General features: G+C 73.3%; 22 protein-coding genes. 6 read left to right on the top strand and 16 right to left on the bottom strand.

Translation table 11 applies throughout. From position 1 onward, the window contains the following. Positions 1–80 precede the first annotated feature (80 nt). Entirely contained in the window at positions 81–1,085 is a 1,005-nt protein-coding gene (locus ACIQE0_RS17800; protein WP_402332996.1) for an LLM class flavin-dependent oxidoreductase, read from the top strand. Positions 1,086–1,147: 62 nt separating this feature from the next. Then, positions 1,148–2,857 (top strand): ankyrin repeat domain-containing protein, encoded by a 1,710-nt coding sequence (locus ACIQE0_RS17805; RefSeq protein WP_402332999.1) that lies wholly within the window; start codon positions 1,148–1,150, stop codon positions 2,855–2,857. A gap of 98 nt (positions 2,858–2,955) precedes the next feature. On the opposite strand, the gene ACIQE0_RS17810 is transcribed toward ACIQE0_RS17805, so the two are convergent. The 4 genes from ACIQE0_RS17810 to ACIQE0_RS17825 form a co-directional block, all read right to left on the bottom strand. After that, complete coding sequence (locus ACIQE0_RS17810) at positions 2,956–4,374, bottom strand: sugar porter family MFS transporter (RefSeq protein WP_402333002.1); 1,419 nt, start codon at positions 4,372–4,374, stop codon at positions 2,956–2,958. Between the two features lie 253 nt (positions 4,375–4,627). Continuing rightward, complete coding sequence (locus tag ACIQE0_RS17815) at positions 4,628–8,299, bottom strand: chromosome segregation SMC family protein (RefSeq protein ID WP_402333005.1); 3,672 nt, start codon at positions 8,297–8,299, stop codon at positions 4,628–4,630. 396 nt (positions 8,300–8,695) lie between these two features. Then, on the bottom strand, positions 8,696–8,899 hold the full coding sequence (locus ACIQE0_RS17820) for a hypothetical protein (protein WP_039632428.1): 204 nt from the start codon (positions 8,897–8,899) through the stop codon (positions 8,696–8,698). 385 nt (positions 8,900–9,284) lie between these two features. Continuing rightward, a complete protein-coding gene (locus tag ACIQE0_RS17825; RefSeq protein ID WP_366330639.1) occupies positions 9,285–9,566 on the bottom strand; it encodes an acylphosphatase in 282 nt (93 codons plus the stop codon). 132 nt (positions 9,567–9,698) lie between these two features. On the opposite strand from ACIQE0_RS17825, the gene ACIQE0_RS17830 reads away from it, so the two are divergent. Further along, the gene (locus ACIQE0_RS17830) at positions 9,699–10,625 is read left to right on the top strand and encodes a CAP domain-containing protein (RefSeq protein WP_402333009.1); all 927 of its coding nucleotides are present in this window, start codon (positions 9,699–9,701) and stop codon (positions 10,623–10,625) included. Between the two features lie 22 nt (positions 10,626–10,647). On the opposite strand, the gene mutM is transcribed toward ACIQE0_RS17830, so the two are convergent. The 9 genes from mutM to ACIQE0_RS17875 form a co-directional block, all read right to left on the bottom strand. After that, positions 10,648–11,595 (bottom strand): bifunctional DNA-formamidopyrimidine glycosylase/DNA-(apurinic or apyrimidinic site) lyase, encoded by a 948-nt coding sequence (mutM, locus tag ACIQE0_RS17835; RefSeq protein WP_402333012.1) that lies wholly within the window; start codon positions 11,593–11,595, stop codon positions 10,648–10,650. A 128-nt stretch (positions 11,596–11,723) separates the two neighbouring features. Then, the gene (gene rnc, locus ACIQE0_RS17840) at positions 11,724–12,572 is read right to left on the bottom strand and encodes a ribonuclease III (protein WP_366330643.1); all 849 of its coding nucleotides are present in this window, start codon (positions 12,570–12,572) and stop codon (positions 11,724–11,726) included. 7 nt (positions 12,573–12,579) lie between these two features. Further along, a complete protein-coding gene (rpmF, locus tag ACIQE0_RS17845; RefSeq protein ID WP_016578620.1) occupies positions 12,580–12,753 on the bottom strand; it encodes a 50S ribosomal protein L32 in 174 nt (57 codons plus the stop codon). Between the two features lie 2 nt (positions 12,754–12,755). Next, the gene (locus ACIQE0_RS17850) at positions 12,756–13,343 is read right to left on the bottom strand and encodes a YceD family protein (protein WP_366330644.1); all 588 of its coding nucleotides are present in this window, start codon (positions 13,341–13,343) and stop codon (positions 12,756–12,758) included. A gap of 214 nt (positions 13,344–13,557) precedes the next feature. Beyond that, the gene (locus tag ACIQE0_RS17855; RefSeq protein ID WP_402333017.1) at positions 13,558–14,625 is read right to left on the bottom strand and encodes a cell division initiation protein; all 1,068 of its coding nucleotides are present in this window, start codon (positions 14,623–14,625) and stop codon (positions 13,558–13,560) included. 128 nt (positions 14,626–14,753) lie between these two features. Continuing rightward, the gene (coaD, locus tag ACIQE0_RS17860) at positions 14,754–15,266 is read right to left on the bottom strand and encodes a pantetheine-phosphate adenylyltransferase (RefSeq protein ID WP_366330646.1); all 513 of its coding nucleotides are present in this window, start codon (positions 15,264–15,266) and stop codon (positions 14,754–14,756) included. Then, entirely contained in the window at positions 15,263–15,862 is a 600-nt protein-coding gene (gene rsmD / locus ACIQE0_RS17865) for a 16S rRNA (guanine(966)-N(2))-methyltransferase RsmD (RefSeq protein WP_402333020.1), read from the bottom strand. Before rsmD ends, coaD begins: the two co-directional genes overlap by 4 nt. A 209-nt stretch (positions 15,863–16,071) precedes the next feature. Further along, positions 16,072–19,065 (bottom strand): helicase-related protein, encoded by a 2,994-nt coding sequence (locus tag ACIQE0_RS17870; protein WP_402333023.1) that lies wholly within the window; start codon positions 19,063–19,065, stop codon positions 16,072–16,074. Positions 19,066–19,168: 103 nt separating this feature from the next. Next, positions 19,169–20,821, bottom strand: a complete 1,653-nt coding sequence (locus ACIQE0_RS17875; RefSeq protein WP_402333026.1) for a DAK2 domain-containing protein — start codon at positions 20,819–20,821, stop codon at positions 19,169–19,171. 234 nt (positions 20,822–21,055) lie between these two features. Between ACIQE0_RS17875 and rpmB the strand changes: the two genes are divergently transcribed. Then, entirely contained in the window at positions 21,056–21,241 is a 186-nt protein-coding gene (gene rpmB / locus ACIQE0_RS17880) for a 50S ribosomal protein L28 (RefSeq protein WP_043266286.1), read from the top strand. 115 nt (positions 21,242–21,356) lie between these two features. Here the strand turns inward: rpmB and thiD are convergent, their stop codons facing one another. Together thiD and ACIQE0_RS17890 are read right to left on the bottom strand one after the other, a co-directional pair. Then, positions 21,357–22,175, bottom strand: a complete 819-nt coding sequence (thiD, locus tag ACIQE0_RS17885; protein ID WP_402333030.1) for a bifunctional hydroxymethylpyrimidine kinase/phosphomethylpyrimidine kinase — start codon at positions 22,173–22,175, stop codon at positions 21,357–21,359. A gap of 9 nt (positions 22,176–22,184) precedes the next feature. Then, positions 22,185–23,153: a thiamine-phosphate kinase gene (locus ACIQE0_RS17890; RefSeq protein WP_366330651.1), complete on the bottom strand. Its 969-nt coding sequence runs from the start codon at positions 23,151–23,153 to the stop codon at positions 22,185–22,187. 158 nt (positions 23,154–23,311) lie between these two features. On the opposite strand from ACIQE0_RS17890, the gene ACIQE0_RS17895 reads away from it, so the two are divergent. Then, the gene (locus ACIQE0_RS17895) at positions 23,312–23,545 is read left to right on the top strand and encodes an Lrp/AsnC ligand binding domain-containing protein (protein WP_366330652.1); all 234 of its coding nucleotides are present in this window, start codon (positions 23,312–23,314) and stop codon (positions 23,543–23,545) included. A 21-nt stretch (positions 23,546–23,566) separates the two neighbouring features. Further along, positions 23,567–24,049 carry a DUF3515 domain-containing protein gene (locus tag ACIQE0_RS17900; RefSeq protein WP_366330653.1) on the top strand — a complete coding sequence of 161 codons (483 nt, stop codon included), beginning with the start codon at positions 23,567–23,569 and terminating at the stop codon, positions 24,047–24,049. A 163-nt stretch (positions 24,050–24,212) separates the two neighbouring features. Here the strand turns inward: ACIQE0_RS17900 and ACIQE0_RS17905 are convergent, their stop codons facing one another. Beyond that, a complete protein-coding gene (locus ACIQE0_RS17905; RefSeq protein WP_402333035.1) occupies positions 24,213–25,349 on the bottom strand; it encodes a D-alanine--D-alanine ligase family protein in 1,137 nt (378 codons plus the stop codon). Between the last annotated feature and the right edge of the window lie 170 nt (positions 25,350–25,519).

The raw sequence follows: 25,519 nt of genomic DNA on the forward strand, positions 1-25,519 counted from the left end.
ATCCCGGCACGAACCTGGTGAACTGACGTATCGTCAGCTACGGTCCCCTTCGCCACCTGCTCCGGCGAAGGGGACCTGCCATGTCCGCCGGCTCTGCCGCACCCACCACGGTCCTGCGCTTCAACCTCGCCGGCCCGCCGGCCGCGCCGGGGGAACTCTCCGCCCGCTACCGGGCCGCCGTCGAGATGGCCCGGTACGCCGACGACCACGGTCTGGCCATGATCCAGACCGAGGAGCACCACGCCACCGACAGCGGCTGGATGCCCTCCCCGCTCGCCTTCGCGGGCGCCGTGCTCGGCGCCACCCGCCGGATCGGCGTCACCGTCTCCGCCCTGATCACCCCGCTGCACGACCCGCTGCGGCTGGCCGAGGACCTCGCCGTGCTCGATCTGCTCGGCGGCGGCCGGCTGATCACCGTCGCCGGCCTCGGCTACCGGCCCGAGGAGTACGCGGCGCACGGCAAGGAGTGGCGCGACCGCGGCGCACTCCAGGACGAGGTGCTCCGGGCGCTGCTGGACGCCTGGACCGGCGAACCGTTCCGCTATCGGGGGCGCACGGTCCAGGTCACCCCGCGCCCGTACTCCCGGCCGCACCCGCCGCTGCTCATCGGGGGCGGCTCGCGACCCGCGGCCCGGCGCGCGGCCCGTCTGGGACTGCCGCTCTTCCCCAGCGCCCATCTACCGGAGCTGGAGCGCTACTACCACGAGCAGTGCGCCGCGGCCGGAACGGACGGCTGGGTGCTGCAACCGCCGCCGCGCACCTGCCTGCTGCACCTCTCCGAGGATCCGGACCGGAGTTGGCAGGCGTACGGCGGCCATCTGCTGTACGAGGCGCGGCGGTACGCGGCCTGGCAGTCCGCGGGGAGCCACTCGGCGGTGCGCTCCGCCGCGCAGGACACCGCGGCACTGCGCGCCGAGGGCGTCTACCGGATCGTCACGCCGGACGCCTGCGTGCGACTGGCCCAAGAGGACGGCACCCAGGGGATGTTGATACTGCATCCGCTGTGCGGCGGTCTGCCGGTCGAGGAGGGCTGGCGGTCGCTGCGGCTGTTCGCGGAACGGGTGCTGCCGCACGTGGCGGGCTGAGGTCGCAGCGGGCCGCGCCCGCGCAGCACGCGATTGTCAGTGGCGGGTGTCACGATCGGGGCATGAGCTTCTTCGACGGTCTGCCCGCCTCCGCACCACCCCCCGAACCCTCGCAGGACACCCTGGAGTTGGGCCCCTACGCACCCGGCGACGACGAGGAGTTCACGCCCTGCCAGTGGTACGTCCCGGCCCGGCTCCCGCAGGTCGCCGAGGCCGGCGCGGGCCCCGACGCGCGGATCCTGCTCACCGGGTGGGACGTCTGGCCGGGTTCGGTGACGATGCGGCTCTCGGTCTTCCTGCGGCGGATCCGTCCCGGCGGGCGAACGTCGCCGTACGGGCACCCGGGCGGCGGGGCGCTGCGCTGCGGTCTGCTGCTGGCCGACGGACGGAAGGTCACCACGCTCGACGGCGAGCCCTGGCCGCCGGCCGGGCGCCGCGGCCCGACCCTGCGGCTCAGCGGCGGCTCCGGCGGCGCCTTCCACTATCAACTGGAGCTGCACCTCTCGCAGTTGCCGCCGGCCGGCGCCACCCAGCTGGTGGTCGAGTGGCCGGACGAGCAGGTGCCCGAGACGGTCACCGTCTTCGACGCCGGGCCGCTGCGGGTGGCGGCCGGCGAGGCGCGGGAGGTCTGGCGGGACGCCGAGCCGGCGGAGGGTGCCCCGTCGCGGGGGTTGCGCACCGTCGGCCCGGGCCCCGCGGAGATCCTGGCCCGACCGCCCGAGCCGGCGGAGCGGGCGTGGGCCCCGCCCGCCCCCGATGCCGCGCGCGGCGACTGGGAGCTCCTGGGCCGGCGCCACTGGCGGGACACCGCGCTGGTACTGGCCCGTTTGGACCGCGGCGCCGATCCGACCGCCCTGGCGCCCGGCTCAGGGGAGACCCCGCTCCATCTGGCGGCCGCGCACGGCTCCGCCGAGGCCGTCGCCGCGCTCCTGGATCACGGCGCGGCGGTGGACGCACCGGACGGCGAGGGCTGCACCCCGCTGTGGCACGCCGTCTGCCACGGCTCCGAGGAGACCGCCGAGGTGCTGCTGCGCGCCGGCGCGGACGCCTGGCGCCCGCAGATCGGCGGCCGCTCCCCCGGCCGGCTGGCGCTGACCACACCGCTGGCCCCGCTGTTCGCCGGGCTGCCGGGGGCGGTGGAGCCGACACCCGAGGAGCGCGCCGCCCAGCGGGACGCGGACGAGCGGACCGCGATCTTCCGCGGCGTCCGCACCGGGGGCATGTCGGTGGCGTTCGTCGCCGGCATCGGCGAGGAGGAGGCGGTCCGCCGGCTGGGCCGCGACCCCGGCGACTGCCCGGTGTTCGCGCCCGGGCCCGGCGCGGATCCGTCCGACCCCGCCTCCTGGGGTCTCGATCCGTACGGCGCCGAGGCCCACCGCCGGGTCGGGGTGACGGGGGTGCCCGGCGGCTGCGTCCTGGTCCAGTGGTCGTCCTACGTGCTGAGCACCGACCCGCCGCTGGCCGCGCTCTCCCCCGGCACCACCGCGTACGGCCTGTTCGTCAATCCCATGGGCGGCACGTTCGGCACGCTCGCGCGCGACGGCCGCATCGAGCTGTCCGAGGAGATCGGCCTGCCCCCGTCCGACGAGGTGCCCGAGGCCCACTGGACCCACCGCTTCTGGAGCTGGGCGCTGCCCGACGACCTGTACGACGCCGCCGCGTTGGCGTACGCCTCCGCGGCGGCCGGGGTGCGCGTGACGGATCCGGAAGCCGTGACCGGCCCGCCCCGTCGCTGGGTGGAGATACCCGGGGGCAGCCCGCTCCTCCCGTAGGGGCGCGAGGCGGCGTGCCCGGCCGCGGAAACCACTGCTGCCCCGGCTCGGGTGAGCCGGGGCAGCAGTGAGAGCCGAGGAGTGGGCTGGCGGGGGGGTTAGCCCATCTCCTCCAACGCCTTGCCCTTGGTCTCCTTCACGAACTTGAGCACGAAGGGGATCGAGAGCAGGGCGAAGAACGTGTAGATCACGTAGGTGCCGGACAGGTTCCAGTCGGAGAGGCTGGGGAAGCTGGCCGTGATCGCCCAGTTGGCGATCCACTGCGCGGAGGCGGCGACACCCAGCGCGGCGGCGCGGATCTTGTTCGGGAACATCTCGCCCAGGAAGACCCAGACCACGACGCCCCAGGAGAGCGCGAAGAAGAGGACGAAGCCGTGCGCGGCGATCAGGGCCACGGTGCCCTGGAGCGCCGGCAGGGTGCCGGCCCCGGTCTTGGCGGAGAAGGCCCAGGCTTCCAGGGCGAGCGCGACGGCCATACCGGCCGAGCCGATCAACGCCAGCGGGCGGCGGCCGATCCGGTCGACGAAGATCATCGCGATCACGGTGCCGATGATGTTGATGATCGAGGTGGTGAAGCTGTAGAAGAACGAGCTCTCCGGGTTGATCCCGACCGACTGCCACAGCGTCGAGGAGTAGTAGAAGGCGACGTTGATGCCGACCAGCTGCTGGAAGACGGAGAGTCCGATGCCGACCCAGACGATCGGCAGGAAGCCCTTCCTGCCGCCGAGCAGGTCCTTGAAGGTCGACTTGTGCTCGCGGCGCATCGCGTCCTGGATCTCGGCGACCCGGGCGTCGAGGTTCACCGCGTGCCCCTCGACCTCACCGAGCACCTCCTTGGCGCGGGCGGTCTTGCCGACGGAGATGAGGAAGCGCGGCGACTCGGGGATCGCCAGGGAGAGCAGACCGTAGAGGATGGCGGGGACGACCATCACGCCGAGCATCCACTGCCAGGCCTCCAGGCCGCCGATCTTGCCGCGCTGCTGACCGTGGGCGAGGTTGAGGATGCCCCAGTTGACGAGCTGGGAGACGGCGATGCCGACGACGATGGCGGCCTGCTGGAAGGAGCCGAGCCGGCCGCGGTAGGCCGGCGGCGAGACCTCGGCGATGTAGGCCGGGCCGATGACCGAGGCCATGCCGATCGCGATGCCGCCCAGGACGCGCCACATCGCCAGGTCCCACAGGGCGAACGGCAGCGCGGAGCCGACCGCACTGATGGTGAACAGCACCGCGGCGATCTGCATCACCCGGATCCGGCCGATCCGGTCGGCGATCCGGCCGGCGGTGGCGGCACCGACGGCGCAGCCGATCAGGGCGATGGCGATCACCTGCGCGAGGACGGCGGACCCCACGTCGTAGCGGCTGCGGATGGCCTCGACGGCACCGTTGATGACGGAGCTGTCATAGCCGAAGAGAAAGCCGCCCATCGCGGCAGCCGCGGTGATGAAGATGACATGGCCGAGGTGTTCCGGCTGGGCCTTGCGGCCTTCCGGGACCGTCGGCTGCGCGGTGCTGGTCAACGTGAACTCCAGTGGCCCGGCTGCGCTGCCGGGCGTAGGGGGCTGGCCCTACAAGTGGTGCACACGTCGGGGGTACCCACCACTTGAAGGTAAAAGCAACGTTGCAGAGACTATGCGTTTAAGTTTCGAAGTCAATACCTCCGAGCTGACGCCTTCCTCACCTGCCCGGCGCGGCTTCCATTCAAGTTCTGAATTGATCTTCAGGAAGTGACGAGAAACCGTCACGGGCCCGCCGCGGGCCCACCCGGCGTGCTCAGCGCAGCCGTTGACTGATCACCTTCGAGACGCCGTCGCCCTGCATCGAGACGCCGTAGAGCGCGTCGGCGACCTCCATCGTCCGCTTCTGGTGCGTGATCACGATCAGCTGGGAACTCTCCTGGAGCTCCTCCATGATCCGGATCAGCCGCTGGAGATTGGTGTCGTCCAGCGCCGCCTCGACCTCGTCCATCACATAGAACGGGCTCGGCCGCGCCTTGAAGATCGACACCAGCAGCGCCACCGCGGTCAGCGAACGCTCCCCGCCCGACAGCAGCGAGAGCCGCTTGACCTTCTTCCCCGGCGGGCGCGCCTCCACATCCACCCCGGTCGCCAGCATGTCGTCCGGGTTCGTCAGCACCAGCCGCCCCTCGCCGCCCGGGAAGAGGCGGGCGAAGACACCCTCGAACTCCCGCGCGGTGTCGCGGTACGCCTCGGTGAAGACCTGCTCGACCCGCTCGTCGACCTCCTTGACCACGCGCAGCAGGTCAGCGCGGGTCTTCTTCAAGTCTTCAAGCTGCTCGCTGAGGAACTGGTGCCGCTCCTCCAGCGCCGCGAACTCCTCCAGCGCCAGCGGGTTCACCTTCCCGAGCTGCTGGTACGCCCGCTCGGCGGCCTTCAGCCGCTTCTCCTGCGCGGCCCGCACGAACGGCACCGGCTGGTTGCGCGGGTCGTCGGGGGCCTCGGGCAGCGTCTCGCCCTCGGCCGCCGGGGACGGCGGGACGGGCTGGTCGGGGCCGTACTCCGCCACCAGCGCGGCCGGCTCCACCCCCAGCTCCTCCAGCGCCCGGCCCTCCAACTGCTCGATCCGCAGCCGCTTCTCCGCACCCAGCACCTCACCGCGGTGCACCGAGTCGGTCAGCTTGTCCAGCTCGCCGGCCAGCCCGCGGCCCTCCTCACGGGCGACCGCCAGCGCCCGCTCCCGCTCGTCCTTGGCCCGCTCCGCGGCGGCCCGCTCCTCCTCGGCCCGGACCACCGACACCTCGATATGCGCCAGCAGTTGCCGCGCCCCCGAGGCCACCGCCCCGGCCACCGCCGTCTCGTGGCGCAGCCGTGCCCGCCGCCGCTCGGCCCGCGCCCGCGCCTCGCGCTCGGCCCGCGCCGCCCGGTCCAGCGCGTCCGCCCGCCCGGCGAGCCCCTTGACCCTCTCCTCGTGCGTACGCGCCTGGAGCCGGGCCTCCATCTCGGTCTGCCGGGCGTTGGCGCCGTCCGCCGCCAACCGGTCGCGAACGGAGGTGTCCGGTTCCTCGTCGGCCGCGCCGGGCGCCTCCTCGGCCGCGGCGAGCCGGGCGGCCAGTTCCTCCGCCTCCTCGGTGGCCCGCGCCAGCGCCTCCTCGGCCCGGGCGGCGGCCGCGTCGGACCGTTCGGCCTCCCCCGCGGCGGCCCGCGCCTGCCCGGCCAACCGCCCCAGGTCCCCGGCGACCTGCGACTTCTCCCGGTCGCCCGCGCGCCGCCGGGCGTCCCACTCCTCGACCAGCGCGGCGCACTGCGCACGCCGCCGCTCCGCCACCTGCCGCGCCCGGTCCAGCCCGTCGCAGCGGGCCACCAGCTCCGTGAGCTCCGCGGCCGCCTCGTCGACGGAGGCCTGGACCTCCAGCAGGCTCGGCGCCCCCGCCGAACCGCCCTGCGCGAAGTGCGCCCCGAGCAGATCGCCCTCCGCGGTGACGGCGGTCAGCTCCGGCCGCGCCGCCACGAGCTCCTCGGCCTCCGCCAGCGTCCCGACCACCACCACGTCCCGCAGCAGCCGGGCCACCGAGGCGGTCAACTCCCGTGGCCCGCCGACCAGTTCCTCGGCCGGCACCGGCGCGCCGACCGGCCGCGGAGCCGGCGGCGCACCGCCGCTCCCGGCCCCGCCGGACGCCTCGCCACCGGCCCGCTCGGCGCCCTCCACCGCGGCGACGGCCGCCACGTCCTCCCGCGCCCGGGCCGGCGCCGGCACCCGCGCCGGCCGACTGCCGGCCAGCACCAGCGCCGCCCGCCCCGCGTCCTCCTTGCGCAGCAGCCGCAGCGCCTCCGCGGCCGCGGCCGGGTCGGTGACCGCGACCGCGTCCGCCGCGGCGCCCAGCGCGGCCGCCACCGGGACCTCGAAACCGGGCGCGACGGTGAGCAGTTCGGCCGCCGGCCCGAGCAGTCCCCCGATCCGGTCCCCGGCCGCCAGCAGCGCACCGGTGCCGTCCTTGCGGCGCAGCCCGAGGGCGAGCGCGTCGTGCCGGGCTGCGGTCGCGGCGCGCTCCCGCTCGGCCGCGGTCAGCGCCTCCCGCGCCGCGCCCAGCGCGGCCTCCGCCTCGGCCAGCTCCCGCCGGGCCGCCTCGTACCGGCCGGCGATCTCCTCGTCGTCCGCGGCCAGCCCGTCGACCTCGGCCTTGAGCTGCTCGTACTCCTCCTGGGCCGCGACCGCCCGGGCCCGGGCGGCGTCCCGGGCCTCGGCCAGCCGGCCGATCTCGGCCCGCGCCGAGGCGGCCCGGCCGTGGGCGGCGGTGACCTGCCCGCTCAGCCGGGCCAGCCCCTCGCGCCGGTCGGCCGACGCCCGGGCCGCGTCCCGCAGCCGCCGCTCCTCGTCGGCCAACTCCCGCTCCAGCACGGCCCGATGCTCGACGGTGTCCTCCAGCGCCCGGCTCGCCGCCTCCAGCGCGGCGGTCAACTCCGCCTCCTGCTCACGGATCCGGGCGGCCTCCCGCTCCAGGTCCTCCGGGTCCCGCCCGCGCCGCTCCTCCGGCGGGGCCGCCGCCGCACTGCGCACCCGGGCCTCGGCCAACGACACCGTCCCGCGCACCCGCTCGGCCAGCTGCGACAGCTCGTACCAGGTCTGCTGGGCCCGCTGCACCCGCGGCGCCAGCGCCCGCACCTCCGCCTCCAGCGCCGCCTCGTGCTGCCGGGCGGTGCGCAGCCGCGCCTCCACCGTCTCCTTGCGCTCCTTCAGCGCCGCCTCGTCGGCGATCTCGGCGGCCAGCGCCCGGCGCAGCGTGACGAGGTCGTCGGCGAGCAGCCGCAGCCGGGCGTCGCGCAGATCAGCCTGGATGACGGCGGCCCGCCGGGCGACCGCGGCCTGCCGCCCCAGCGGTTTGAGCTGCCGCCGCAGCTCGTCGGTCAGGTCCTGGACACGGGCGAGGTTGGCCTTCATCGCGTCCAGCTTCCGCAGCGCCTTCTCCTTGCGCTTGCGGTGCTTGAGCACACCGGCGGCCTCTTCGATGAACGCCCGGCGGCCCATCGGATCGGCGTGCAGGACGGAGTCCAGCTGCCCCTGCCCGACGATCACGTGCATCTCGCGGCCGATACCGGAATCGGAGAGCAGTTCCTGGATGTCCAGCAGCCGGCAGGTGTCGCCGTTGATCTGGTACTCGCTGCCGCCGTTGCGGAACATGGTCCGGGTCAGGGTGACTTCGGCGTATGCGATGGGCAGCGCACCGTCGGAATTGTCGATCGTCAGCGAGACCTCGGCGCGGCCCAGCGGCAGCCGCCCGGTCGTCCCGGCGAAGATGACGTCCTCCATCTTCCCGCCGCGCAGCGATTTGGCTCCCTGCTCCCCCATCACCCACGACAACGCGTCCACGACATTGGACTTGCCGGAACCGTTGGGGCCCACGACACAGGTGATGCCCGGTTCGAACCGCAGCGTCGTGGCGGAGGCGAAGGACTTGAAGCCTCGCAGGGTCAGACTCTTCAGATGCACGCCTTTGAACTCTACCGGCCGCTCCGCCCGCCCCCTCCGCACCATTCCGGCGGCCGCCGTTGCCTCATACGACCCCCACATGTCCGCCACCCTTCGCCACCGGTTCAACCGAGCTGTAAGAGGCCGGTTTCACCGGGTAAAGGGAAGGGCACATCATGCGGTAAGGACGACGCCGAGGGGCAGGGGAAACTCCCCGCGACGGAAGTGACCGGAGGGCACCCGATACCCGGCGGCCCGGAGAAGGAAAAGCGCGACCGGGCGGAATGACCGAGGGGCGGGACGACGGGGAAACGACGAAGGGACGCCGAAGCGTCCCTTGCAGATCTTGAAGTGCAGATCTTGAAGCGTGCGGTGCCTCAAGCGGCTGGCGTGCAGCCCGTCCGACCCCGGTCGGGGTCAGGTGAGCGCGGGCTCCGCCTGGGGTACGTCGATGTCGAGCACCGAGTCGTCGCGACGCGCGGCAGCGGAGAGCATGTCGTTCTCGGCCTGCATCCGAATGAGTTCGGATTCGAGGTCCTGTACGCGCTGCTGAAGCCGTCGCATCTCGGCGAGGACTCGGGGGTCGGAGCCGCCGACGTAACCGAGAAGCGCCTTTGCCATGATGGATGGTCCTCCACAATGAGTGACCGACCGAAGCGGTGTGGGTCGTGAGGGATTCGCACCCGCGGTGCTTGTCATTCTCCAGGTGTACTCAATGCCAAACAGCTAAGGTGCGCGGGGATTCCAGAGTCTCACCAAACGGATGGGGGGTCAACACGATCACACCCCGTATCCTCGGGCACCTGAGAGTGCGCGTGCCGCCAAAGCAGAGCGCGTTACTCCCCAGAAAGGTCCCATGGGGCGTGGAGATCATCCGTACAGCGGCAGCCTTGCACGGGTCGGCCGAGTTGGCAACCACCTGGGCTTATCTCCCGTAAGCCGCTCACGAACCGGCACCCGCGAGAGCGTCGGACGCGGCCGTCGAAGCGGCTTCCTCCCGGCCCGGTCAGCGGATCTCGAAGCCGTCGTAGCCGCCCCGCGGCGTGGCCCAAATCTCAGTGACCCCGGCGACGGCCCCGGGCGTGTCCCCGGTGCGGAGCCACTCCAGCAACTGCTCGCAGCGCTCCTTGGCGCCCTCCGCGACGACCTGGACGCGGCCGTCACCGAGGTTGACCGCGAAGCCGGCGAGTCCGCCGATGCGCAAGGCGTTCGCGCGGGTGAACCAACGGAACCCCACTTCCTGGACCCGCCCGCGTACCCACGCGGTCATCCGCACGTGCTCATCCATGTGTGCACGTTAACCGGCCAATTGCTCAGCAGGCACATCTGCCCCTGACGTCATGGCGTACAGTCCCCCGACAGCGAGGGCTCACCCTTATGGGTGAGCCGGTTTGACGCTGGACGGAAGGAACTTCTGCGGATGGGCCGCCATCGACGCTCTGCTCCCCACGCTTCGGAACCCGTTCGTACGGGGCCCGTTGACGGACCGGTGGGCGCGCCCGCGGCACGCCGGGGACACCGGGCGGCCCGCCGGACCGCGCCGGTGCGCACCGGACTGCTCGGTGCCTCCGCTGCGGTGGCGATGGGCGCGGTGGCGGTGACGACCGGACTCGTCCCGGGCAGCGGGCGGTTCGTGGAGGTCGGCAGCGGAGGCGACCGCACCGACCGGGTCGATGCCGGCGCCCCGACGGTCGGCATACCGCTGCAGACCTCCTCCGCGCCGGCGGTCGGCGTCCCGGACGCGACCGAGCGCGGCGGCGGGAAGCCCGCGTCCCGGGGCAGCGGGCGGACCTCTTCGGCCCCCTCCCCGTCCGCGCCCAGTGCCTCCCCCGCCGCGTCCCGGCCCGCCGCCTCCCCCTCCCCTCAGGCGTCCGACCGGCCCACCGCGCAGCCCACCGGCGAGCCGACCGCCACCGTGCCCGAGCAGTCCGCTTCGCCGACCGTCGGCCCGAGCGTCAGCGGCGGCACCGAGGCCTCGGCCGCGGCCGAGGTGGTGCGGCTGGTCAATCAGGAACGCGCCCGGGCGGGCTGCTCGCCGGTGACCGCCGGCGACGAACTGGGCGATCTGGCCCAGGCGTTCAGCGACGACATGGCGCGGCGCGACTTCTTCGGCCACACCGACCCGGACGGCCACTCGCCCTGGGACCGGGCCCGCGCACAGGGCGTCACGGACCTCGGCGGGGAGAACATCGCCCGCGGCCAGGCCGACGCGCAGGCGGTGATGGACACCTGGATGACCAGCCCGGGCCACCGCGCCAACATCCTCAACTGCGAGTACAAGACCCTCGGCGTCGGCGCCCACTTCGGCCCGGGCGGCCCGTGGTGGACCCAGGAGTTCGGCTTCTGAGGGAGCCCGGGCCGGTGGTGTGTCAGTGCGCCCGGGGCGGACGCTGGCAGCGCGGGCAGAAGTAGCTGGAGCGGTTCATCCAGGGGCGGCGGCGGATCGGCGTGCCGCAGCGGCGGCAGGGTTCGTCCTCGCGGCCGTAGGCGTCCAGGGAGCGCTCGAAGTAGCCGGACTCGCCGTTGACGTTGACGTAGAGGCTGTCGAAGCTGGTGCCGCCGACGGCCAGTGCGGCGGTCATCACGTCCCGGACGTGGCCGAGCAGTTCGGCGGTGCGGGGGCGGGTGAAGGTGGCGGTCGGCCGGTCGAAGTGGAGCCGGGAGCGCCAGAGCGCCTCGTCGGCGTAGATGTTGCCGACGCCGCTGATCAGGGTCTGGTCCAGGAGTGCGCGCTTGATCGTGGTCCGGCGGCGGCGCAGCGCGTCGTGGAAGGCGGCGTCGTCGAAGGCCGGGTCGAGCGGGTCGCGGGCGATGTGCGCGATCACGTCGGGGAGCAGGTCGGGGTCGCCGGGCACGGTGTCGTGCAGCGAGAGGCCGCCGAAGGTGCGCTGGTCGACGAAGCGCAGCTCGGTGCCACGGGCTTCGGCGGGGGTGCCGGCGTCGGCGAAGCGGACCCGGATCCGCAGATGCTTCTCGTCGGGGGTGTCCTGCGGCTGGACCAGCAGCTGCCCGCTCATGCCGAGGTGGGCGAGGATCGCCAGGCCGTGGGTGACATCGGGGGTGAGACGCGGGGCGATGCCCTCGGCAGCGCTCTGCGCGGCCGGGCCGCCGCCGGTCACCGGGAGCCACAGGTACTTGCCGCGGCGGCGGGCCGGGCCGACCCGCAGACCCGTGAGCCGGGCGGCGAAGTCCTCCGCGCCGGCGGTGTGCCGGCGGATGGCGCGCGGGTGGCGGACCTCGACGGCGGCGATGGTCCGCCCGCTGACCCAGCGCGCAAGGCCACGGCGGACGACCTCGACCTCGGGCAGCTCGGGCACGGGCGCTCCTCACGCTCTTCGGCGCCGCGTCATGAGGACCGCGCGTCGCAAAGGACTGTCGGAAAAGACCTCTGACCCCACCCGGGGCGGCCGATGGGGCCGTCCGGGAGGGGTCAGAAGCGTCGTTCTCAGTGTGTCGGCGACGAGGTGTCGCCCGAAGCCTGAGCCGGGTCGGCGCCGTCCGGCGTCTTCCCTGCCGCCTCGTCCGCCGCGGCGCGGATCGCACGCCACGCGGATTCGGCCGCCTGCTGCTCGGCTTCCTTCTTGCTGCGGCCGGTGCCGGTGCCGTACGAGACACCACCGACGCGGGCGGCAGCAGTAAAGGTCTTCTCGTGGTCCGGACCGGTCTCGGTGACCAGGTATTCCGGAACACCCAGCCCCTCGGTCGCGGTGAGCTCCTGGAGGCTGGTCTTCCAGTCGAGGCCTGCGCCCAGACTGGAGGACTTCTCGATGAGCGGGTCGAAGAGCCGGTGTACCAGCTCGCCGGCCGCATCGAGGCCCTGGTCGAGATAGACCGCGCCGATCACCGCTTCCAGGGTGTCGGCGAGGATGGAGGCCTTGTCCCGGCCGCCCGTGCCCTCTTCGCCCCGTCCGAGGCGGATGAAGGCGCCGAGGTCGAGGCCGCGGCCCACCTCGGCGAGCGCCCGCGAGTTGACCACCGCGGCCCGCAGCTTGGCCAGTTGGCCTTCGGGCAGGTCGGGGTGGATGCGGTACAGCGTGTCGGTGACCACCAGGCCGAGCACCGAATCCCCGAGGAATTCGAGTCGCTCGTTGGTGGGCAGACCGCCGTTCTCGTAGGCGTACGAGCGGTGCGTCAGTGCACGCACCAGAAGGGCGGACTCAAGTGTGTACCCGAGCCGCCCTTCCAGAAGCGAGAGGGACGAGGCCGTGTCCGCCGGTGCCGTTTCGTCGCCGCGCTTGCGGGGTGACGTCTGGCCGTCTGATGCCTTCTTGGGGCTAGACACAGTGCCTGTCACCAGCCGCTCAGACCGCGATGACCTGGCGCTTGTTGTAGGTGCCGCAGCTCGGGCACGCGATGTGCTGCTGCTTCGGCTCCTGGCAGCGCTCGCACGCAACCAGGGTGGGGACCGCAGCCTTCCACTGCGACCGGCGGTGGCGCGTGTTGCTGCGCGACATCTTCCGCTTCGGAACAGCCACGGCTACTTCTCCTGAGGTTCATCCCCACCGAGGCGGGGTTCGTTGTCCTTCTCGCGGTCCTGGTTGGACTCGACGAGTTCCTGCAGCGCCGCCCAGCGCATGTCGACGGCGTCGTGGTGGTGGTCCGGGTCGTCCGCCAGCCGTGCCCCGCAATCGGAACACAGGCCCGGGCAGTTCTCCCGGCACACCGGCTGCAGCGGCAGTGCCAGCACCACCGCGTCCCGCAGCACGGGTTCGAGGTCGAACAGATCGTCCTCGATGTAGAACGTGTCCTCCTCGTCCTCGGCGTCGTCGCCGGACTCGGTGGTCCGGGCATCGGCGTCGGGGTAGGCGAACAGCTCCTGGAAGTCCGCTTCGAGCATGCGCTCCAGCGGCTCCAGACACCTTACGCACTCCCCCTTCACGGTCGCACGGGCGGTACCCGTAACGAGCACCCCGTCCATGACCGATTCCAGGCGGAGGTCGAGCTCGACCGGCTCGCCCTGGGGCGCTCCGACGACCTCGTTGCCGAGGTCCGCGGGGGCCTCGACGGTGCGGGAGAGCCGCTTGAGCGTGCCGGGACGGCGACCCAGCTCGCGTGTGTCGAACACGAGCGGGGCACGGTGGTCGAGGCGGGCGCCCAAGGCTTTCCTGCTTTCTGTACTGCGGTATCAGCCGCGCACGGCCGGAGATCCGGTGTGCGGGCAGCGTTGATCGCGGGCATACACGCGACCGAACAGCCAGGATACTGGACCACCCCCGTTAGGCCCAATCCGCCCCAACCCTTCCCGGCCGCGGGCCGGTGGGCGCGGGGCCGGACCCGGTCTACCGGCGGCGCTCCTCGTACTGCCGCAGCTGGTCGAGGTTGATCAGGCTGGTGTCGAAGAGGCTGGTCTCGTCCAGGATGCCGGGCTGGGCGGCAGGGGCGTGCTGGGGCTGCGGGGGCACCTGCTGCGGCTGGTAGCCGACGGCCGCGTCGTAGCCCTGTGCGGGCACCTGGGCGGCCGGCTGCTGGGGCTGCTGCCAGTCGTAGCCGTAGGGGTCCTGCTGCTGGGCGTAGGCGGCCTGCTCGGGCTGCTGGTAGGCGAAGTCGGCCGGCTGCTGGTAGGCGGCTGCCTGGTCGGTGTAGTAGCCGGGCTGCGGCTGCTGGTCGCCCTGGACCGGGGGGAGGCCGGCCAGGCCGGCGAGGTAGTCGGCGTCGGCCTGCGGCGGGGCGGCGGACTGCGGATCGCTCTGCGCGGCGAGGTGGGCGGCGAGCTCGTCGATCGGGCGGGCGCCCTGGAGCTTGTCCCGGCCGCGGCCGACCGCCTCCAGGGTCTTGGTCAGCACGGCCTGGAAGGCGCCGAACTTGGTGTCCACGTACGCGTCGGCGCGCTGCTTGAGGGTCTCCGGGTCGGCGCTGCGCTCGGGGGCCTCGGTGTCCTCGAAGCCCTGCTCGTCCAGGCCCGGACCGCGGCCGAGCAGCTTCTCGCGGCCGCGGTCGACGGCGCCGATGGTCTTGGTGAGCACGACCTCGAAGTTGGCGAGCTTGCTGTCGACGTAGTCGTCGGCCTGGGCGCGGACCTCCTCGGCCTCCTGGCGCGCCTCGGCCAGGATCCGGTCCGCCTCGTCCTGGGCCTGCCGGGCCACCTCGGTGTCCGAGATCAGCGAACCGCGCTGGCTGTGCGCGGACTCGATGATCCGCTCGGCCTCGGCGCGCGCCTCCTCCACCATCTGCTCGCGCCCGCCGAGGAGTTCCTGCGCCTGCGCCAGGGAACCGGGCAGCGCGGAGCGCACTTCCTCCAGCAGGGCGAGCAGTTCGGCGCGGTTGACCACGCACGAGGCCGACATGGGCACGGACCGGGCGCTGCCGACGGTCTGGACGATGTCGTCGAGCTTCTTCTGGACGTCCACCTTGGACTCGCCACTCTCTGCAGGATCGGAAGGACGGAACGGGACGACTGTACGGCCAGGAACCCCCGTCCCGACACATGCTGACGACCCGTCAGAAGTGTGCCGGCCCCCTCCGCACCGGGATGCGGTCAGGACTTCTTGCGCAGCCGTTCGGTCAGTGCCTCCAGGACGAACGGCGGGACCAGGTGGGAGACGTCGCCGCCCCAGGCCGCGACCTCCTTGACCAGGCTGGAGGAGAGGAAGCTGTAGGTGGGGTTGGTGGGCACGAAGAGCGTCTCCACCCCGGAGAGGCCGTTGTTCATCTGGGCCATCTGGAGCTCGTAGTCGAAGTCGCTGACCGCGCGCAGGCCCTTGACGATGGCGGGGATGTCGCGCTGCTTGCAGAAGTCGACGAGCAGGCCGTGGAAGGCCTCGACCTCGACGTTGCCGTACTCGGCGGTGGCCCGCCTGATCAGGTCGATCCGCTCGTCGACGGTGAACAGGCCCTGCTTGGACTTGTTGATCATGACGGCGACATGGACGACGTCGTACAGCTTGGAGGCCCGGGCGATGATGTCCAGGTGCCCGTTGGTGATGGGGTCGAAGGACCCCGGACAGACGGCGCGGCGCAACTTGGTCTCCTCGCTCTCCGGTCCGTTCATGACACGGTTGCTGACGTCGGTTCGGCGGACGCCGAAGCGGCGCGACCGTACCAAAGCGTCCCCTCGCCGTAGCGACGGGCCCTGATCGCTTCGAATCCGTCCGGCCAGGCGAACGCGCCGCCGCGGGTACTCCGTTCCACGGTGACGAGTGCCTCCGCGGCAAGCCACCCCTGACCACGGAGTGTGAGCAGAATCTCCCGGAGGTCGTCGTCGGTGACCGCGTAGGGCGGGTCCAGGAAGACGATGTCGTAGGGCTCGCCGGGGGCCGGGGTCGCCGCGATCTGCTCGGCCTTGCCGGCCCGGACGTCGACGCCGGGGAGGCCGACGGTCTTGACGTTCTCCCGGATGGTGCGGACGGCGCGGGCGTCGGCCTCGACCAGCAGGACGTGCGCGGCGCCGCGGGAGAGCGCCTCCAGGCCGACCGCGCCGGAGCCGCCGTAGAGGTCGAGCACCCGGGCGCCGGCCAGCGGGCCGTCGAGCGACTCCCAGGTGGAGAACATCCCCTCGCGGGCCCGGTCGGAGGTCGGGCGGGTGCCGTTGCCCGGTGGTACGGCGAGGCGGCGGCCGCCGGCCGTGCCGGCGATCACGCGGGTCATGGGCCCGTCCTTACGTTGAGCGTGGTTCGGGGGCGGGGCCCGGGCGGGCACCGTCCTCCCCACGATATGTCCGTCTCCAACGGGGCGGACCCTTCGCGGGCGCCGCCCGCCCGTGATCGTTCTCACGACGGGCGGGGGGAGTTCGGCCGAGGGCCTAAGGCCTGGCACCGCACTCCTGCCGTCTGCCCGTAGGGCGGTGCCAGGGCGCCCTAGCCCTTGTCCAGGTACTGCTCCCGTTCCTCGTCCAGCAGGGCGGACAGCGCGGTCCGCAACTCGGGGCAGCCGGTCAGCTCGGGGTCGGCGGCCACCAGGGCGGTGGCTTCGTCGCGGGCCGCCTCGATGACCTCCTCGTCGTCGATGACCGCGAGCATCCGCAGCGAGGAGCGGACGCCGGACTGCGCCTGGCCGAGGACGTCGCCCTCGCGGCGCTGTTCGAGGTCGATGCGGGAGAGCTCGAAGCCGTCGAGGGTGGCGGCGACCGCGGCGAGCCGGGCGCGGGCCGGGCTGGCCTCGGGCATCTCGCTGACCAGCAGGCACAGGCCGGGCGCCGAGCCGCGGCCGACCCGGCCGCGGAGCTGGTGGAGCTGGGAGACGCCGAAGCGGTCCGCGTCCATGATCACCATGGCGGTGGCGTTGGGGACGTTGACCCCGACCTCGATGACGGTGGTGGCGACCAGGACGTCCAACTCGCCGGCGGCGAACCGGCGCATCACCGCGTCCTTGTCGTCGGGGGCCATCCGGCCGTGCAGCGCCGCCACCCGCAGGCCGGCGAGCGGGCCCGTCCGCAGCTGCTCGGCGATGTCGAGGACCGCCAGCGGGGGGCGCTTCTCGGCGAGGTCCTCCGGTGAACTCGGCTCCTCCTGGGCGCCGCTGGCCTTCTTCCCCTTGGCGGCCTTCCCCTTGGCCGCGCCGTCGTCCTCGTCGTCGCCGATCCGCGGGCAGACCACATACGCCTGGTGGCCCGCGGCCACCTCCTCCCGGACCCGCTCCCAGGCCCGGGCGAGGAAGTGCGGCTTGTCCTTGGCGGGCACCACATGGCTGGCGATCGGCGACCGTCCGGCGGGGAGCTGGTCCAGGACGGAGGTCTCCAGATCGCCGAAGACGGTCATGGCGACCGTCCGCGGGATCGGTGTGGCGGTCATCACCAGCAGGTGCGGCGGCTGTTTGCCCTTGGAGCGCAGGGCGTCGCGCTGCTCGACGCCGAAGCGGTGCTGCTCGTCGACGACGACCAGGCCGAGGTCGTGGAACTGCACCACGTCCTCGATCAGGGCGTGGGTGCCGATGACGATGCCGGCCTCGCCGGTGACCAGATCGAGCAGCGCCCGGCGGCGGGCCGCGGCCCCCATCGAGCCGGTCAGCAGCACCACTTTGGTGCCCTGCTCCGCGCCGCCCAGCATGCCGCCCTCGGCGAGTTCCCCCATCATCTCCGTGATGGAGCGGTGGTGCTGCTGGGCCAGCACCTCGGTGGGCGCGAGCATCGCCGCCTGGCCGCCGCTGTCGACGACGCCGAGCATGGCGCGCAGCGCGACCATGGTGTTGTGCGTGACCGTGAAGTGGTCGGTCACATAGGCGCGCGAGGGGTGGGCGACGCTGATGCACTGGACGGGCCTGCGGCCGACGTGCTCGACGGCGGTGACGGCGCGCCGGAAGTCCGCCCCGCCTGCGCCGTCCCCCGGGAGCCTCACGGTGACGGCGGCGGCGCCGTCACCGGCCGGAGCGATCCGGGCCGTGCCGCCCAGCGAACGCGTAAGCCAGGCGACATCGGCGGCCAGCGGGGCCGGGCCGGCGCGGAACACCCCGTCGGTGCCGCGCCGCTCGCCGCCGCCGTCCAGCAGGCCGTGCAGCAGCGCCCGGCGGTCCTTGACGGGGGCGTTGCGGTACGCGTCGGGGACGGTGCGGCCGGCCGGGCCGGCGCCGCCCGCACCCAGCGTCCGGCCCAACGCGTGGGGATCCAGGGGCCGGTGGCCTCCGTCGTCGAGATCCACGGGGGTGGCCGGGGCGATCGACCACCGCGGCCGGCCGTCGTCGTCCAGCAGGCGGGACCGCAGCTCGCGGGTGGTCCGTACGCACTCCCCGGTGGCGCGGGAGGAGACGATCCACAGGTGCTCGTCGTCGCATTCCACGGTGCTGCCGTCGGAGAGCACCAGCCGCCACACCTCCCGCTCGCCCTGCGGGAACACCCCGTCCACCAGGGCGGTCTCGCCGCTGGGCACCACCACTTCGACGCCCGGCGCCATCGCGCCCATGGGGCGGAAGCCGCGCGGGGTGAGCACCAGGGCGTCCAGCGGCTGGGCCTTGCCGGAGCCGACCTCGCCCTGGAGGAGGCGGTGCATCGGGTGCTCGGTGGCCAGGTCGTCGAAGATCTCCCGGCTGACCTTCGTCTGGCCCTCGGTGAGGGTGAACGGCAGCCGGGCGTCGAACGCGTCGAGGATGCCGCCGGGGATCAACTGTCGTGGCACGGCGGGGAGTTGGGTCTCGGCGAGGCGGCGGCGGGCGAGCGCGACCTGGAGGACGAACGCCTCGTCCCACTTCAGCCGGGCGCGGGCGTCGGCGATGTCGGCCTTGGTGCCGGGGCGGTGGATCTTCAGCAGCGCCTCGGTGAGCGGGACCAGACCGCGGCCCTCGCGCAGCGCCGGGGGCAGCGGGTCGACGGCGTCTTGGGCGCTGGGGAGCACCGCGTCGACCGCCTTGGCGATCTTCCAGGAGGCCATCTGCTGGCACGCCGGGTAGATCGGCATGAGCTGGTTGGCGAAGGCGTCGACGGCGCCGCTGTCGGCCTCCCGGTCGAGGAGTTCGTATTCCGGGTGGGCCAGTTGGAGTTTGCGGTTGAAGACCGAGACCTTGCCGGCGAACATCGCGCGCTTCCCGGGCAGCAGGTCCTTGTGCGGTTTGTGGCTGCCCCGGCCGAAGAAGACCAGCTGGAGGCGGCCGCTGCCGTCGGTGAGGTTCACCTCCAGCCGCTGCCCGCGGCCGTGGTTGAAGGTGAGGACGCGGGCGTCGGCGACCCGGGCGACGACCGTGACGTGCTCGTCCAGCGGCAGGTCCGCCAGCCGGGTCAGCTCACCGCGCTCGGCGTAGCGCCGCGGATAGTGGTGCAGCAGATCGCCGACCGTCTCCAGGCCGAGGTGCTCGGCCAGCACCTTCGCGGTGGTGCCACCGAGGATTTTCTTCAGGGGTTCGTCGAGCGCTGCCACGCGTTCCATTGCACACCACGCCACTGACAACGAGCCACCACCGCCGTTTTCCGCGGTCGGGAATTACCTTCCGGGAGGAATTGCCGGGCGGCGGATAGCGGCCGGGTGCGCGCTATTCCACGCCGATCAGCAGCGGCGCCGCGTAGGCGCCGCCGGCGTAGACGACCGTGTCCACCGCGAGATGGCGTTCCCGGACGTGCCGTTCCAGGTGTGCGGCGAGGGAGGCGGGGGCGTCCGCGCCGAGGACGAGGGTGACCAGTTCGCCGCCCGCGGAGAGCATCCGGTCGAGCACCGCCGTCGCGGTGCGGGCCAGGTCGGGCCCGATCACCGCGACGTCGCCGTCGATCAGCCCGAGCACGTCCCCGGCCTGGCAGACGCCGGCCATCGTCCAGGACCGGTGCTCGGCGACGGCCAGTTCGGCGTAGCGGGTGGCGCCGGCCGCGGCGGTCATCGCGACCACGTCCTGGTCGAAGCTGCGGCCCGGCTCGTGGACCGCCAGCGCCGCGAGGCCCTGTACGGCGGAGCGGGTGGGGATCAGGGCGACCCGGATGCCCTCGGCCCGGGCCTGCTCGGCCGCGGCCTCCGCGGTGTGCCGCAGCTCCGGGTCGTTGGGCAGCAGCATCACCTCACGGGCGCGGGCCTGCCGGATCGCCTGGACCAGTTCACCGCTGGCGGGCGGCTCCCCGGGGCGGACGCTCACAGCGGTCGCGCCGGCCTCTTCGCACAGCCCGGCCAGCCCGGCGCCGGCCACCACCGCGACCACGGCCCGGGCCGCCGGCTCGGGCTCCGCGGCCCGGGGGCCCGCGCCGAAGTGGGTGATCCGGATCCGGTACGGCCGGCCGGCCTCGATACCGGCCTCCACCGCGGCCCCCGCGTCGTCGACGTGGACGTGCACGTTCCACAGGCCGTCGCCGCCGACCACCACCAGCGAGTCGCCGAGCCGGTCGAGCCGGCCGCGCAGCCTGGCCACCTCGGCGTCCCCGGCCTCCAGCAGGTAGATCACCTCGAAGGCGGGGCCGCCGGCGTGCGGGTCGGCGCCGCCGTCCGCCTCCTGGCCCGCGACCCGGCACCCGCCCGCCACCGGCAGCGCCGCACCGGCCCCCACGGCGACGGGGGCGGCGGTGACCTCCCCGGACAGCGCGTCGGCGAGCGCGCCCAACAGGGCCACCAGCCCGCAGCCGCCGGCGTCCACCACTCCGGCCCGGCCCAGCACCGCGAGCTGCCCCGGGGTGGCCCGCAGCGCCTCCGCGGCGCCCTGGTGGGCGGCCCGCGCGACCGCGGCGGGCTCGGCGGCCGCGGTCCCGGCGGCCTCGGCGGCGGCCGTCGCCACGGTCAGCACGGTGCCCTCCACGGGGTGCGCCACCGCCTCGTACGCCGCCGCGGCGGCCCGCCGCAGCGCCGTGCGCAGGGCGTCCGCGGCGCCGCTCCCGCCGACCGGGGCGCCCGCCAGCTCCTGGGACATGCCGCGCAGCAGCTGGGCCAGGATGGTGCCGGAGTTGCCGCGGGCCCCGATGAGGGCGCCGTGCGCCATGGCGCCGACGGCGTCGGCGAGGACGGGCGCGGTGCCGGCGGAGGCATGGCCGTCGAAGGCGGCCTCGACCGCGCGGGCGGCCGACTCCAGCGTCAGGTAGAGGTTGGTGCCGGTGTCCCCGTCGGCGACCGGGTAGACGTTGATCGCGTCGATCCGCTCGCGTTCCCGTCCGAGCGCCTCCAGGGCCAGTCCGCACCAGGCGCGGACCGCGGTGGCGTCGAGCGGGTTTGGCACATCGTCCTCCTGGGTCGCGGGATGCACCCGCACAGTAGTCGCGGCCGGGACCGGGGGCCGGGGCGGGGGCCGGAGGGTGCGTGGTAGTTTCGTCCTGCAGGAGCGGTCGTTGTATGCTGCTCCGGTTGCCCGATGAAAATCGGGCCTTTTCCCCTCCTGTCGGCGTCGGCACGGCTATGCACTCGACCCGACCGGTTCTCACCGTAAGTGCATCTGAAGTCTTTGGAGTGACCCGTGGCTGCCAACTGCGACGTCTGCGGCAAGGGGCCGGGCTTCGGCAAGAGTGTTTCGCACTCGCACCGCCGCACCAACCGTCGTTGGAACCCCAACATCCAGACGGTGCGTGCAGTGGTCGGGCGCACGCCGAAGAAGCTGAACGCCTGCACCTCGTGCATCAAGGCCGGCAAGGTCTCGCGCTGACGCCTTAGCCGTAGCGCAGCCCCGCCGGTTGCTTGTGAAGCCGGTCCACCTCATGGGTGGGCCGGCTTCTGCCGTTGCCCTGGGCAGGGCCGCCCGCCCTGGGGCCCGGCCGCGGTCAGCGGGCGCCGCGCAGCCGCCAGCCGTGGTCGACCGGGCCGATGCCCGCGCCCAGTCGGAAGCCGGCCGCGAGCGCGCCGGTGACGTACTCCTTGGCCGCCGCGGCGGCCTGCGGGACGGTGTCCCCCAGGGCGAGCCGGGCCGCGAGGGCGCTGGCCAGGGTGCAGCCGGTGCCGTGGGTGTGCTGGTTGCCGTGGCGGGGGGCGCGCAGCCAGTGCTCCGCGCTGCCGTCGGTGAGCAGGTCCACGGCGCTGCCCGCGGCGTCGGCCGCGTCGGCCGGCAGATGGCCGCCCTTGATCAGCACCCAGCGCGGCCCGAAGGCCAGGACCGCGTCGGCGGCCCGCCGCATCTCCTGCGCGGTGTGCACGCGGACGCCGGTGAGCCGGGCGACCTCGTCGAGGTTGGGGGTGGCGACCGTCGCGGTGGGCAGCAGCTTGGTGCGGACGGCGTCCAGGGCCGAGGCTGCCAGCAGCGCGTCGCCGTGCTTGGAGATGCCCACGGGGTCGACGACGACCGGGGCGGTGAGGCCGGCGAGCAGCTCCGCGACGGTTTCCACGAGCACGGCCGAGGAGAGCATCCCGGTCTTGACGGCCTGGACGCCGATGTCGTCGACGACGCTGCGGAACTGGGCGCGCACCGCCTCGGCGGGCAGCTCCCACGCGCCCTGGACGCCCAGGGAGTTCTGCGCGGTGACGGCGGTGAGCACGCTCATGCCGTGGGTGCCCAGCGCCAGCATCGTTTTCAGGTCGGCCTGGATGCCGGCCCCGCCGCCGGAGTCGGAGCCGGCGACGGTCAGCACGCGCGGGGGTGTCTGCATGCCGCGAATCTACTCGGCGTCCCCGTTGTCGCCGAAGTGGTCCCAGCCGGCCTTGACCCAGGGGGCGCCGTCCACCGTCACCTGCGGCAGCGCCGAGGGGTGGAGGACCTCGCCGATCACCTTCCAGCGAGCGGGCAGCTTCACGTCGGGCGGGAAGGTGGCCACGATGGCGTGATCCTCACCACCGTTGAGGACCCACTGCATCGGGTCCACGCCGACCGCCGTGCCGATATCGGACATCTGCGAGGGGATGTCGATGCGGGGCGACCACAGGTCGATGCGGACCTTGCTGGCCTCGGCGATGTGCCCGAGGTCGGCGACGAGTCCGTCGCTGACGTCGGTCATGGCGGTGGCACCGAGCGCGGCCGCGGCCGGACCGGCGTGGTACGGCGGTTCGGGGCGGCGGTGGGCCTCCACGAAGGCGCGCGGGGAGCGGAAGCCGCGGGAGAGCACGGCGTGGCCGGCGGCGGACCAGCCGAGCCAGCCGGTCACCGCGACCACGTCGCCGGGCTGGGCGCCGCCCCGGGTCACCGGCTCCTGGTTGCGCAGGTCGCCGAGGGCGGTGATGGCGACGGTGATGGTGTCGCCGCGGACCACGTCCCCGCCGACCACCGCGGCGCCGGCCACCTGGCACTCGTCGCGCAGCCCGTCCATCAGCTCGGTCGCCCAGGTCGCGGGGAGTTCGGCGGGGACGACCAGGCCGAGCAGGATCGCGGTGGGCACCGCGCCCATCGCCGCGATGTCGGCGAGGTTCTGCGCCGCGGCCTTCCGGCCGACGTCGTAGGCGGTGGACCAGTCGCGGCGGAAGTGCCGTCCTTCGAGGAGGACGTCGGTGCTGGCGACCACCCTGCGGTCCGGCGCGGTGACCACTGCGGCGTCGTCACCCGGCCCGATCCGTACGGCGGGAGTGGAGGTGAGCCGGGCGGTGAGCTCTCTGATAAGCCCGAACTCCCCCAGCTCGCCCACGGTGCCCTTCATGCTGTTGCCCTTCCCATGTGTACGGACGGTCCGTACGTGGCTGACGACTGCGCCCCACCGGCCGTGTTCACCGCGCGGGTCTCCCCGCTCCGCCTGGTGACGCGGTACCGTGGCGTCCCTTCTTCCCACATGATCCTCGTAGCCGTCCTGGAGGTTCCGTGGTACAGGCTTACATCCTGATCCAGACCGAGGTCGGCAGGGCCTCGGCGGTGGCGCAGGTGATCGCGGAGATCCCCGGCGTGATCCAGGCCGAGGACGTGACCGGTCCCTATGACGTCATCGTGCGCGCCCAGGCGGACACCGTCGACGAACTGGGTCGCATGGTGGTCGCGAAGGTCCAGCAAGTGGAAGGCATCACGCGGACGCTCACCTGCCCGGTGGTCCATCTCTAGCTCCCCCGTATGCTCGGCCGGATGATACGCGCGAATCGCCGGTACCTGGCCGCTCTGCCCCTGCTCACCGCGGTGTGCGCGGTGGCGGGCTGCTCGTCCGCCCCGCAGGTCGCACCGCCCTCCCCCACGGGCGACGCCGCGCGGGCCTGCCGGGCACTCCACCAGAACCTGCCGCGGACCGTCGACGGGCTCACACGGGGTACCGCCGAGCCGGTCTCGGACTTCACTGCCATATGGGGCGATCCTGCCGTGGAGCTGCGCTGCGGGGTGCCCAAGCCGGAGGTGCTCAGACACGGGAGTGAACATTACAACCCCGACACCAACTCGGCGGAAGTCGACGGCGTCCAGTGGCTCTTCGAGAAGCAGGACGACGGCTACCGCTTCACGACGGTGCTGCGGAAGGTCAACGTCGAGGTGACGGTGCCGGGGAAGTACGCCCCCGAGGTCAATGTGCTGCCCGACCTCGCGGACGCGGTGAAGAAGTCCATTCCGGCCGGGGTGTAGCCGGTGCCCCGGGAGCCGGGGAACCGAAGCACCGGGGAGCCGAAGCGCCGTGGATGCTCCCGGCCCCCGGATCCGGAATACCGCCCGGCCCGCCCGCGTTGGGGCCCCGCAGGGGGCGCGCGCATCCCCTAGGGGATCTGTTCGCCCGCCCCCGATGCCGCGCTCAGCGCAGGCCGGTGGAGCGGCGCAGCGCCGCCTGGAGGAGCCGGTCGATCAGTTCCGGGTAGCTGACGCCGCTCTCCTGCCACATCCGCGGGTACATCGAGATGGGCGTGAAACCGGGCAGCGTGTTGATCTCGTTGATCACGAACTCGCCGTTGTCCTGGAGGAAGAAGTCCGCACGGACCAGGCCCTCGCAGGACGCCGCCTCGAAGGCCTGAACTGCCAGTTCCTGGACGCGGGCGGTCTGCTCCGCGGTCAGCGGCGCCGGCACGACACCGGCGGCCGAGTCGATGTACTTGGCCTCGAAGTCGTAGAAGTCGTGCGCGGTGACCGGCGGGATCTCGGCCGGCACGCTGGCCCGCGGGCCGTCCTCGAACTCCAGCACCCCGCACTCGATCTCGCGGCCGCGCAGCAGCGACTCCACGATGATCTTGGGGTCGTGGCGGCGCGCCTCCTCCACGGCCGCGTCCAGCCCGGCCGGGTCGTCGACCTTGCTGATGCCCATGGACGAACCGGCCCGGGCGGGCTTCACGAACAGCGGCCAGCCGTGCTCGCCGGCGAAGTCCACGATCCTCTTGCGGGCCGCGGCGGGGTCGTTCTCCCACTCGCGCGGGCGGATGACCTCGTACGGGCCGACCGGCAGCCCGAAGGAGGTGAACACCCGCTTCATGTAGTCCTTGTCCTGGCCGACGGCCGAGGCGAGCACACCGCAGCCGACGTAGGGCACCCCGGACAGCTCCAGCAGGCCCTGGAGCGTGCCGTCCTCGCCGTACGGGCCGTGCAGCACGGGGAAGACGACGTCGACCTCGCCGAGCGCCTTGGGGACCGAGCCCGGCTCGCTGTAGACGACCTCGCGGCTGGTGGGGTCCGCGGAGAACGTCACCGTGCCGTCGCCGCCCTCGGTGAGCTCGGCCACGCTCGGCAGCCTCCGGTCCGTGATCGCCATCCGCCCGGGATCGTCGGCGGTCAGCGCCCAGCGTCCGTCGGTCGTGATGCCGATGGGCAGCACGTCGTACTTGTCGCGGTCGATGGCGGCCAGCACGGCTCCGGCGGTGACCACGGAGATGGCGTGCTCGGAGCTGCGGCCGCCGAACACGACGGCGACGCGGGGCTTGTGGGAGGAGGTCTCGCTGCTCATATCGGCTTGAGGGTACCTGCTGGTAGGGGTTGCGGCAGTGCGGCGCCGGGCGCGGTACGAGGTGCCGCCGCGCAGCGGCGCCGTCGAGGGGCGGTGGTCGGGCGACGGATCAGGGGTCGGTGCCGCCGCGCAGTGGGGCCGTCGAGGGGTGGTGGTCGGGCGACGGGCGG

Source organism: Streptomyces sp. NPDC093097, from assembly GCF_044754325.1.
Classification (GTDB): Bacteria; Actinomycetota; Actinomycetes; order Streptomycetales; family Streptomycetaceae; genus Streptomyces.

Bases quoted from the DNA above. Each gene is read 5' to 3' on its own strand.
- ACIQE0_RS17890 (WP_366330651.1), bottom strand. From the start codon at position 23,153: ATGAAGGGCACCGTGGGCGAGCTGGGGGAGTTCGGGCTTATCAGAGAG.
- rsmD (WP_402333020.1), bottom strand. From the start codon at position 15,862: ATGACCCGCGTGATCGCCGGCACGGCCGGCGGCCGCCGCCTCGCCGTA.
- ACIQE0_RS17870 (WP_402333023.1), bottom strand. From the start codon at position 19,065: ATGGAACGCGTGGCAGCGCTCGACGAACCCCTGAAGAAAATCCTCGGT.
- ACIQE0_RS17830 (WP_402333009.1), top strand. From the start codon at position 9,699: ATGGGCCGCCATCGACGCTCTGCTCCCCACGCTTCGGAACCCGTTCGT.
- ACIQE0_RS17905 (WP_402333035.1), bottom strand. From the start codon at position 25,349: ATGAGCAGCGAGACCTCCTCCCACAAGCCCCGCGTCGCCGTCGTGTTC.
- ACIQE0_RS17825 (WP_366330639.1), bottom strand. From the start codon at position 9,566: ATGGATGAGCACGTGCGGATGACCGCGTGGGTACGCGGGCGGGTCCAG.
- coaD (WP_366330646.1), bottom strand. From the start codon at position 15,266: ATGAACGGACCGGAGAGCGAGGAGACCAAGTTGCGCCGCGCCGTCTGT.
- ACIQE0_RS17800 (WP_402332996.1), top strand. From the start codon at position 81: ATGTCCGCCGGCTCTGCCGCACCCACCACGGTCCTGCGCTTCAACCTC.
- ACIQE0_RS17900 (WP_366330653.1), top strand. From the start codon at position 23,567: ATGATACGCGCGAATCGCCGGTACCTGGCCGCTCTGCCCCTGCTCACC.
- ACIQE0_RS17820 (WP_039632428.1), bottom strand. From the start codon at position 8,899: ATGGCAAAGGCGCTTCTCGGTTACGTCGGCGGCTCCGACCCCCGAGTC.
- thiD (WP_402333030.1), bottom strand. From the start codon at position 22,175: ATGCAGACACCCCCGCGCGTGCTGACCGTCGCCGGCTCCGACTCCGGC.
- ACIQE0_RS17805 (WP_402332999.1), top strand. From the start codon at position 1,148: ATGAGCTTCTTCGACGGTCTGCCCGCCTCCGCACCACCCCCCGAACCC.